This is a genomic window from Clostridium tepidiprofundi DSM 19306, assembly GCF_001594005.1.
Classification (GTDB): Bacteria; Bacillota; Clostridia; order Clostridiales; family Clostridiaceae; genus Clostridium_AC; species Clostridium_AC tepidiprofundi.
In genome coordinates, this window is record NZ_LTBA01000058.1 from 1 (window position 1) to 9,063 (window position 9,063).

9 protein-coding genes and 3 pseudogenes are annotated in these 9,063 nt (G+C 28.8%); 4 read left to right on the plus strand and 8 right to left on the minus strand.

The features are described from left to right. The 8 genes and pseudogenes from CLTEP_RS14695 to CLTEP_RS15115 form a co-directional block, all read right to left on the minus strand. Positions 1 to 150 (minus strand): annotated as a pseudogene (locus CLTEP_RS14695) (IS982 family transposase); the annotation flags it as partial. 5 nt (positions 151 to 155) lie between these two features. Next, positions 156 to 667, minus strand: a pseudogene (locus tag CLTEP_RS15350) (aminoglycoside 6-adenylyltransferase). Positions 668 to 976: 309 nt separating this feature from the next. After that, complete coding sequence (rseP, locus tag CLTEP_RS12450; RefSeq protein WP_066827188.1) at positions 977 to 2,026, minus strand: RIP metalloprotease RseP; 1,050 nt, start codon at positions 2,024 to 2,026, stop codon at positions 977 to 979. A gap of 293 nt (positions 2,027 to 2,319) precedes the next feature. Beyond that, positions 2,320 to 2,619 (minus strand): group II intron maturase-specific domain-containing protein, encoded by a 300-nt coding sequence (locus tag CLTEP_RS15355; RefSeq protein ID WP_242863940.1) that lies wholly within the window; start codon positions 2,617 to 2,619, stop codon positions 2,320 to 2,322. Further along, positions 2,604 to 3,032 (minus strand): reverse transcriptase domain-containing protein, encoded by a 429-nt coding sequence (locus CLTEP_RS15360; protein WP_242863941.1) that lies wholly within the window; start codon positions 3,030 to 3,032, stop codon positions 2,604 to 2,606. The genes CLTEP_RS15355 and CLTEP_RS15360 overlap by 16 nt, the downstream gene beginning before the upstream one ends. A gap of 69 nt (positions 3,033 to 3,101) precedes the next feature. Further along, complete coding sequence (locus CLTEP_RS15365) at positions 3,102 to 3,311, minus strand: hypothetical protein (RefSeq protein WP_242863942.1); 210 nt, start codon at positions 3,309 to 3,311, stop codon at positions 3,102 to 3,104. Between the two features lie 877 nt (positions 3,312 to 4,188). Beyond that, entirely contained in the window at positions 4,189 to 4,374 is a 186-nt protein-coding gene (locus CLTEP_RS14505; protein ID WP_084364954.1) for an acetyl-CoA hydrolase/transferase C-terminal domain-containing protein, read from the minus strand. Next, entirely contained in the window at positions 4,292 to 4,495 is a 204-nt protein-coding gene (locus tag CLTEP_RS15115) for a hypothetical protein (protein ID WP_066827190.1), read from the minus strand. Before CLTEP_RS15115 ends, CLTEP_RS14505 begins: the two co-directional genes overlap by 83 nt. Before the next feature lie 937 nt (positions 4,496 to 5,432). On the opposite strand from CLTEP_RS15115, the gene CLTEP_RS12470 reads away from it, so the two are divergent. The 4 genes and pseudogenes from CLTEP_RS12470 to CLTEP_RS15660 form a co-directional block, all read left to right on the plus strand. Beyond that, a complete protein-coding gene (locus tag CLTEP_RS12470; protein ID WP_242863944.1) occupies positions 5,433 to 6,272 on the plus strand; it encodes a hypothetical protein in 840 nt (279 codons plus the stop codon). Between the two features lie 294 nt (positions 6,273 to 6,566). Continuing rightward, a complete protein-coding gene (locus CLTEP_RS12475; RefSeq protein WP_242863945.1) occupies positions 6,567 to 7,049 on the plus strand; it encodes a hypothetical protein in 483 nt (160 codons plus the stop codon). A gap of 283 nt (positions 7,050 to 7,332) precedes the next feature. Beyond that, complete coding sequence (locus tag CLTEP_RS12480) at positions 7,333 to 7,872, plus strand: hypothetical protein (RefSeq protein WP_066827199.1); 540 nt, start codon at positions 7,333 to 7,335, stop codon at positions 7,870 to 7,872. A 639-nt stretch (positions 7,873 to 8,511) separates the two neighbouring features. Next, positions 8,512 to 8,583, plus strand: a pseudogene (locus tag CLTEP_RS15660) (recombinase family protein); the annotation flags it as partial. Positions 8,584 to 9,063 lie beyond the last annotated feature (480 nt).

Genomic DNA, 9,063 nt, shown 5'->3' on the forward strand with positions numbered 1-9,063 from the left:
GAATCCAAACCAAGCTTTCTCAGAATCAATAGTTAAGAGTTCACCTACTATGGAAATTGTGATTATTTCGCTATCGCTCATAATGGCTTTATCAATATTTCTACGAAATTTAATATGTGCTGGAGTTTTTTTAGTTGTAATTATTGTTATAGATTTTAACTAGCACAACGGGTTACTTTAAGTGCAATATCTTCAAACAATTCACATGTTGTAATCAATGCATTCCAAGCTGAATCATAATCACTCATATTAAAAGTATTCATCAATCTTGTCCGTACTTCTAAATCTAAATATTCTTTTAAATGTTTATTTGCTTTTCCGATACTTACCTTAAATTCTGTTTAAGCACCGGCGTACCAATAGAGCATAGTTAATAATTCTTGTCGCACATAACTATTCATTACTTCTATTGTAAAAAGAATTTCCTGCCGCCAAAGTCCTTTTGCACAATATGGAGCTACCCACCAAAAATTATTACAACAACTAAAATATTGTTCATATGTAGTTTTTTTAACCCAATAATCTTCGTCAGATGCGCTGGAATTTGTGGTAAACAGTTATCTTTATCAAGCAAAGGAACAGTTAGCTTATCCGTTCCATATTCTTTTTTTAACACCTCCATAGGCTGAATATGCAAGTCAATTCTATTTCCATCTGTAAACTGCATTAAAGACGTGAAATGTATAGCATTGTATTAAGAAGTTGAGCTTAATTTAATAGACACTTTCAATGAACATTAAAATTGCTCAATTTCCTAAACAATCCGTTGAACGAAGCTGTGTAGCAACAACTATGGGAATTCAATCAACAGTTCTTTTCCTGAAATAAACTGATACTTATAATTTATTCTAAATTATCTAGGCTTGTATCCTATTATAAATTATAAAAATATATTGGAATTAATATCTAGAATGTAGCTTATTTTGGCATGTACGTTAGCTGTATGATTAGTTATCTTTCTTATTACCTTCAGCTTCTATAATTTTAGTGGATTAATTATATCCTTAATAACTACTAATACCATTACCGCCATTAAAATCATAAATCCAATATAATTAATAGTTCCAACTTTATTTTCATCTAATTTTTTACCGGACATTATTTCAAATAACAGCATAAAAATCCACCCACCATCCAAAGCAGGAAAGGGTATTATGTTAAATATTCCTAGTTGCACGCTTAAAAATGCAGTAAAGAACATTAATGTTGTAAATCCAGCTTGTGCTGCTTTTCCTGAAATTTTTATTATGCTTATTGGACCACCAACTTCATTTACAGAAACTTCCCCCTTAAATAAGCTACTAAAAAATACAAAAACTTGTTTTATTGTACTAATTGTTTGTTCAAATCCATAATTTACAGCTTCACTAAAGTTAAACTTTTTTTTAACCTCAGAAACGTGTATTCCCACCAAGTATATATTTTCTTTTTTATCTTTAACAGGTGTCAGGGAAAATTTTTTCACTTCAGAATTTCTAACTACTTCAATATTCAAACTTTTTCCTTTAGAAGTATAAACTTCATTTAAAAATTGGTCCCATCTATCTATATTAACCTTATTAACTTTAGTAATTTTATCTCCAGCTTGTAGTCCAACATGCATAGCTGGACTATTAGGAGCTACTTCCTTTATTATCGGTAATAGGTATCCTTTTGTAGCACCTACACTAGCAAATAAAACCACTGCTAAGATTAAGTTCATAATTGGACCAGCAGAAACTATACTTAGTTTTTGAACTGGTGTTTTATTAGTGAAAGCTCTAGGATCATTACTTTCTCCATCTTCTCCTTCCATTTTAACGTACCCTCCAATAGGAAATACTTTAATTAAATACTCCGTTTCTTTTCCTTTAATTCCAAATAGTTTTGTACCCATTCCTAATGAAAATTCACTTACCTTTACACCATTTAGTTTGCATAGGAAAAAATGACCTAATTCATGTATTATAACCAAAAGATTAAATGATAATAAAGCCATAATAATATATGGTATGTTTACTATAATACTTGTAAATATGCTACTCATATCAATTCCACTTCCTATTCTTTAATAGCCACTGGGCTAATGCCGAGTGGCTTATATATATTTTCTATTAACTAAAATTAAATCCCTAATACGACTTACTTCTTGAGTAAATATAGGCGTCATCGCCTATACTCCTCGACGGAACCGTACGTGCCACGGCTCTTCACATCATATTTAAATCATCTATAGAATAAGCTTACGCTTATTGTCGGTTCTAATAACGGAATAGTTTTCAGTAGACCATTGTAAAACGTATCAATTGTGTAACTTCTTCTTTGACTTCTTCTATTAAGTCATTTAAACAACAACCATTTGACTACATTTAGATAACTCTTCACACCTCTTGTATTATCGGTAACCCCATAATACTGATAGTGTCCCCTAAGTTTCTGATTTATCTTCTTAATCAGTTCCCCTACGGGCATCATTCGATTATTTTTAATCCATTCTTTCATTGTCTTAACTTTACTTCTAAATTTCTTCTTACAAATCTTAACCTTACATCGAAAGAATTCTTTCTTACCATTTTCACTACAATAGAATGTAAATCCTAGAAAATCAAAAGTTTCTGGTTTCCCTAAATATTGAACCAATTATCCAATACATAGTGTAAGTATATATTAGCAAGTACTGGCGATGCTCCATTTCCCTGCGGTGTGCCTCGTTCACTTTTTAAATATTTACCACCTTCCATAATACCAGCCTTTAAAAACTTCTCTATTATTCCTATGAATTTCTTATCAGCTATATCATGTTCTAGGAACTTTATCATCCATTCATGGTCTACATTATCGAAGAACCCTCTGATATCTGCTTCTACAATGTAATTAACCTTTCGGTATTGTACATTTTCTATAATTTCTTTAATGGCTTGGTGACAGTTCCTGTTTGGTCTGAAACCATAAGATTCCTTATAAAACTTAGGCTCATATACCATCGTTAATATCCTTGCTATAACATTTTCTACTATTTTATCTTCATAGCATGATATTCCCAGTGGTCTCATTTTGTTGCTTCCATCTTTAGGAATATACACCCTTCTTATAGATTCTGGCTTATAGCTTCCGTATTTTATTCATTTTACCAAATGTTCCACATTTGTTTTTACTTTGATATCATAGTCATCCTTTGCCACTCCATCAATTCCTTTTGCCTTCTTCCAATCCATTTTATTATGACTAGCTATCAGTGTCCTTTTATTGATGTAAGAGGCAAGGTTTTGAACCTTTCCGTCAAGTATCGCCTTTTCTATATTGAATCGTATTCCAAGTAACTCATTATCCATGTTCTTCAGCTCTCCTGTCTGCATAATCCTTCGTTTACTTGAAGCTATGTTGTGCTAACCCCTTCTCTCCATTTGCTTTCGCCAACTTCTGCGGTACTATGAGTTAGTCGGACTTCCTATAATGCATTTGCTTATCTCGCTCGTTCCCTTGCTTGATTTTGCATACTGATTTATTTATTATTTTTTTTTCAAACATTATAGGATCTCAGCTGTTCTATTAGCATATTTATCATCAAATTCGCCAAGTCCTCAGACCCCGGAAGAGTTATATAAATCTCACCATTACGATTTATATAATGTTGTCTGCGATCACTAAGACAATATCGACCTCTTCTTTTAGATAATAATTTCGTGGCTCAATAACTTCACTTTCGTTTCGGCTCGTTCGCTCCCTGTCCTACGCTTAAATCTGACGTTACCGCTTCGACTCCAAGGACTCGGTACAGGTGGTTGGTTAGACCTTGCCTGATAGGGTTTCCCTATTATATGTTAATAACTTACTAATGAAAACAGAATTCCTTCTGTTTCCAAGAGGAAACATCACGCTTTTGCGTGCTGCTTCGCAGCTCACACCTTAGCCATATTATACCATAAGATATAATTATATATCCTGAAATATTAAAAAGTATTCGCGTTAAGCCAATAATAACCCAAAATTAAAACCGTAAAGGTTATATTAAAATTAATTTGGTACTTTGTTTTTTGATTATATCCCTTGATGTAATATTTGCCAGTTTTGTTAGCAAAACTTCAATTAAAATTAATACTTATATACTTAAAAATAGCTCTAAATACATTGAGATTTTAGGAAATTATGTGTTAACATAGCAAATTTACATTTTGTAGTTACTACTATAGTATTCTAATATTTTTACAATTATTTAATTAATCTAATCTTTTGAGCTTGTTCTCTAAGTCCTTCTCTAAAATTAGGATGAGCGATACTAATCATTGCTTCCACACGTTCAGAAATTGATTTATTATATAAATTTGCAATACCATATTCTGTAACAATATACATTACATCTGATCTTAGAGTAGTAACAACTTGTACATATTGCATCTATCAATTGTGCTGGTGCAGATGAACCTGCGCTTATCCAACATCTGTCACCAGATTCAATTTTTCCAGCAGCTTCTTCTATTGAAACTAATTTATTTTTATACTCATGTTTCCAATCCATTTTATAATTCCTCCAAAATATATTAATTTATAACTTATAGAATCTTATTTGCTTTTTGTTAAAATTCAGTTTTCTTTTTTCAAATTTTCGATTCTTTAGGATGAGTAAAATAGACGGTAATCTTCATAGACACCGCTACTTTCAAAATCGAACGTGCAATTTTCACGATATACAGCTCCAGCATACTTTTATTTTAATTGTCTTATCATTTTGTTTTATAATTTTTTTCAATTGCTTGTTTTCTATTTGATCTATAAACATCCATTAATTTTTACTTTTATCCATAAAAGTTGGTTTTCGGTATCTCTTATTTGTAAATTTTGACGGTTTATGGAATTATACAACTTTAGCAACAAAAACTGTAGTCCAGTTTTTGTAAGGTACCTGATCCCTTACAAAGATTGGAAGTGGAACGAACAATCTTTGTAGCTTTTTATTTCGGAAAATATTTACAATAAAATTATTGACAAACTTGGAATTGTGGGGGTAGAATTATATTTGTAGGCAAGTTTGTTTATAGATTTGATAGAATTATTTTATGAGGGAAATGTCATACCTTTACTTGGTAAGTATATTAATTGGAGTTAAATCCAATGCTGTAGCAAATGCAGAGAGTAATGAAAAAGGAGTGTCAAATTTGACACTACCATACAAAAAATGGGTGTTAGATTATGAAGAAATTTGTTATCACTTTATTGGTCTTCACTGTTATCATGTTATCGACAATTGATGTTTTTGCAACTACTACTTATAACTCACTGGTATCTTATGCAAAGAAACATTCTTTCTTGACAAATAAGATGCTTACACGAGAAGAAACTTTTCAAATTGAGTCAGAAATTGATATATTAAATAAACATCATATAGATACATCAATCATTACTTGACACTATCGTTTTTTTTATTTGGAAAATAGTATAAATAATGGAGAAAAATGATGATCAAAAAAAAGAACCATAAAAATAAAATAGTCTATAATAATTATCAATTTTATGAAATTGCTGCATTGACTGGATTTATAGAAAAGCAGACAACTGAAGGCTATAGTCTTTGCGGCGCAATGGGAAAATTTTTAGATATATTAAAATTTTGTTATGCAAAAACTGAAGTGCCAAAGTCATACGCTATTTTTCGCAAGCATTTAGACGAAGAGATAGATGAAAAAATTGAAAATATGAAAACTGGCAATGGTAAAATTATATGTCAGAATAATCTGTATATCATATTCGAAAATGCTTCTAGCGAAGTTGCTGAAATGAAATCAGAAATGGTGGAAAAAAAGCGAAATATTTTACTTGGTGTTCCCATAAAAAAATCTATAGCATTTGTTTCAATGTTATTTGTGATTTCTGTAATCAGTTTGGTTCTGAAAATATTATTGATAGAAGACGGAAATTTACATTTTAATCTTTTGAATTTAGGACTTTACTTAGCTTTAATTATTACTTTCCTTTTTTATTTTATAGGTGATCTACACGATATTATTTCAGGTAATGGAATATCTATAGATGGTAAGATATATTTTTCTAGCCGCACAAAATTCAAAGATATACTGTTTCGCATTGGTGATATACTTAAATTTGGAATATTATTGGGAAGTATTTGCATCAGTATTGTGCTTTTGTTAAATGTAAAGGATGTAGTTATAGCGATTAATATTTTAAGAATGTGGTTGATATACTGTGCCATTAGTTATACATCTAGGTTACGATTTCAGCGATCCTATATATCTTTGCTATTAATTGAAGTGTTTCTAATAACACTCAGCTTCTGGTAAAATAAAATCAGGAATTTTATATAAGTATTTAGAAGCAGAAAGTGTATCTAAATGGAAGATAGATTAAAGACATATAATTAATAATAATATTTTAAATGAAAAAACGATGTTTGAACTTTTAGGGAAATATGAAAAATTTATATATTTTCAAGAAAAGGGATCTACTAAAAAAATAAAAATAAAGTAAATTATTATATGGAAGCTATGCTTAAATTGCTTAAATACATTAGTCAATATAATGGATGAATATAGAAGAATTGATTCTTTAGATAAAAATGGAAAGGTGTTAGGGAAATGATGGAAAAAACATTAGAGCTTATTGAAACATTACAAAGTAGTGAATCTTATCACTTTATTGATGTTTTACCTGAAACAATCAGCCATGTTGGATATTTTGAATTGGAAGAATATCTTCTAGTAAATTGTTTAGATGATTTTAGTCAAAAGATTTGTCGAATAATAATTAAATTGATCACTTATTATGATGCTGAAATTTATTTAACAGAGTTTCCTGAAGAAAAAAGTAGATTGAAGTTTTATGAGTATGAATATAAAAATATTCGCTCAAAATCGTTGCAAGAGATTCATAAAATAATTTCATATATCATAAAAAATGATATTTCATCGGTTCAAATAATCTTCCCCAAAAAAAATATTCTTGTTAGTATAAATGGTGAATTTTCAGTAGCTATATATGGAGAGAATGAAGAAGTATTAAAATTAGTAGAAAAACTTGTTAACCAAGAGAATTTATTTTTGAGAAAGAGTATTAATTAATGCTTGTAGTAAACATTATATAAAAATAAATATACCATACTATAATAAGTCTAGTAGATAGCAAATTTATAGGTTCTACTAGACTTTGAAATTTTAATATTTATTTTAATAAACAGCAGAAAATTTTGTAAAATAAATAATATAATCAAAAACTATATTGTTGATTAATTGAGAAACAGTATCTGTAACATAAAAAAATAAATGATAGTATATGGAAAATTAGCGATGCATAGGTAAATAAGAAATAATAAATAGAATATTACTTGAAAGGTTATGATGTACAATGGATTTAGATAAATTAGATAGAATTATAAAAAATGAGGAAAATTGGGACGAGTTTATAGAATTTTTAAATACTATTAATGAAGATTATTTAAAAACAGTTGGGAAATATGATCTTTTCAGAATTTCTTTTTATGCTTGGTATGTTTTGGCTGAATGGGGAATATTATCACCCAAATTAGAAAAATGTTTAGAACAAGCAGAAAATATATTAATAGATGCCTTTAAAATAGCAACAGAGAAATATTCAAATGACGAAGATTATTTGTGGTTTTATGGTTATTTAATTAGTGTTTTTCCAGAACACTTTTTATCAATATATTCTGATTATTTAAAAGCAGAAAATGCAGGAAAACAAATGTTGAATGTGGCTTTACAAATGCAATATACTTTAGCAATTATCTTTAATGAAAAGTTTTTAGAAAAAAATGTATTAGAAAGTGGGAAAAAAGACTTAGAAAATATGTTTGATAAAAGTACAGAAGTATATGATTATTTTATTAGAATGATAGAACTGATGTTAACAACAAACAATTTTTAATTTTTTTAAATTTCACTTAAAATACCTCCTCTAAAATTTAGATATTATGTTTAAAACTATTATAGTTTATAAAATTTATATTTTCAAATATTGTTTTTAATTTTCAAATTATTTTTCAAATCATCAACATTAATATTTGGTGGGACACCGAGATACACGTAAAAACCGGTAACTAATGTATAAAATTTACATTGATTATTACTAATATCTAAACTTGTTAATTGATTAAATGAACAACATAAATCAGTTAAAATAGACATTGAACGCTTAGTGAAAATGAGTTATCGAAGTTTGAATTTAACAAGAAATCCCGCATTACTGAGAGTAGAGAAGTAATGTGTTACTTATAAAAATAAGATTTTGAAGGTTTTTAACTAAATATGTATGTGTGTTTTATGTTTCCTTAGACTACGGTTTGGGAGATTTTTGGTTGAAGGGGGAAAGGTTTTTCGCAGAATTGGATATTTGCGAAAAATTGGAATGGTAAAGCTAAATGGTATGAAGTATCATAAGGAAAATGCTCAGTAATGAAAAATATAAACGAGATGCACTACTTCAAAAGATTTATACAGTTGATTTCTTTACAAAAAAAGAGAAGTAAACACAGGTGAAGTTCCGCAATATTATGTAGAAGAAAGTCATCCTGCAATAATAGATAAAGATATGTGGGAAGCAGTACAACTTGAAATGGAGAAAAGAAAACAGCTTTAAATATTTGTAAATATGTAAGAATTACAGATAATTTTAGAACTAATATAGTCATAAAGAATAAATTAAAATCAATAGGATCAGTCTCTGGAGCAACAGCAAATTGTTATAGATATGAATGTGGGATATATTATCTACACGTAGTATGTGTAAATGGTGTACCATTTGGCGACTTAGTAATCTTTGGAAAAAAGTATTAATTCTAATATTTTTATAATATAGAGTTAATAAATACAATAAACTAAAAAAGGAGAAATCAGTGGAAATAACAACAACTATTGCTTCAAACATGGAATTTTAAGTTAAAGATTTACTTGATTTTAGATTTTCAACATAAAGTGAATTTGTATATAGAAAACCCGTTGTGCTAGTTAAAATCTATAACAATAATTACAACTAAAAAAACTCCAGCATTTATGTTAACCTATCAATGAAAACACCACTAGTCAAAGATAGGGGGAAACATATATGCTAGAGCTTAAT

Bases quoted from the DNA above. Each gene is read 5' to 3' on its own strand.
- CLTEP_RS15365 (WP_242863942.1), bottom strand. From the start codon at position 3,311: ATGGATAATGAGTTACTTGGAATACGATTCAATATAGAAAAGGCGATA.
- CLTEP_RS12480 (WP_066827199.1), top strand. From the start codon at position 7,333: ATGGATTTAGATAAATTAGATAGAATTATAAAAAATGAGGAAAATTGG.
- CLTEP_RS15360 (WP_242863941.1), bottom strand. From the start codon at position 3,032: ATGAGACCACTGGGAATATCATGCTATGAAGATAAAATAGTAGAAAAT.
- rseP (WP_066827188.1), bottom strand. From the start codon at position 2,026: ATGAGTAGCATATTTACAAGTATTATAGTAAACATACCATATATTATT.
- CLTEP_RS12470 (WP_242863944.1), top strand. From the start codon at position 5,433: ATGATCAAAAAAAAGAACCATAAAAATAAAATAGTCTATAATAATTAT.
- CLTEP_RS12475 (WP_242863945.1), top strand. From the start codon at position 6,567: ATGATGGAAAAAACATTAGAGCTTATTGAAACATTACAAAGTAGTGAA.
- CLTEP_RS15115 (WP_066827190.1), bottom strand. From the start codon at position 4,495: ATGGATTGGAAACATGAGTATAAAAATAAATTAGTTTCAATAGAAGAA.
- CLTEP_RS14505 (WP_084364954.1), bottom strand. From the start codon at position 4,374: ATGCAATATGTACAAGTTGTTACTACTCTAAGATCAGATGTAATGTAT.